Origin of the sequence: Rhodoplanes sp. SY1, from assembly GCF_046000175.1 — a bacterium.
Classification (GTDB): domain Bacteria; phylum Pseudomonadota; class Alphaproteobacteria; order Rhizobiales; family Xanthobacteraceae; genus Rhodoplanes.
This window is the reverse complement of record NZ_JBEOMB010000446.1, coordinates 1-654: the sequence shown is the minus strand read 5'-3', so window position 1 is coordinate 654 and position 654 is coordinate 1. Positions and strand designations below refer to the sequence as shown.

General features: G+C 66.8%; 1 protein-coding gene. It reads left to right on the top strand.

What is annotated here, in order from left to right; all coding sequences use genetic code 11:
• Positions 1-654 (top strand): sulfatase-like hydrolase/transferase (locus tag ABTU92_RS30260; RefSeq protein ID WP_408095229.1); only part of this gene is annotated, 654 nt, incomplete at both ends.

The following is a 654-nucleotide window of genomic DNA, read 5'->3' as shown; positions in this document are numbered from 1 at the left end:
TCTGGACCCGGCTGAAGCCCGAGGCGCTGGGCAGGACCGGTCTCGGGATCTATCCGGACGGCATGGTCGAGCACGACGGTCAGGTCGGGCAGCTTCTGAAGAAGCTCGACGATCTCGGCATCGCCGACAACACGATCGTGATCTACACGACCGACAACGGCGCCGAGGCCTTCTCGTGGCCCGACGGCGGCACCACGCCGTTCCGCGGCGAGAAGAACACCAACTGGGAGGGCGGCTACCGCGTGCCGGCGATCGTGCGCTGGCCGGGCCTGGTGCCGCCGCGCACCGAGGTCAACGACCTGTTCTCGGCGGAAGACTGGGTCACCACGCTGACCGCGGCTGCGGGCGAGCCGGACATCAAGCGGAAGCTGCTGCAGGGTTACGACGCGGCGGGAAAGACCTTCAAGGTTCATCTCGATGGTTACGACCAGCGCGACCTTCTCGCCCGGCAGGGACCGAACAAGCGCCGCGAATTCTTCTACTGGACCGACGATGGAAACCTCGCCGGCCTGCGATACGAGCAGTGGAAGACGGTGTTCATGGAGCAGAGGGCTCACGGCTTCGGCGTCTGGTCGGAGCCGATGGTGCAGCTCCGCCTGCCGATGCTGTTCAACCTCCGGTCCGACCCGTTCGAGCGGGCGCAGCACGAGGCCG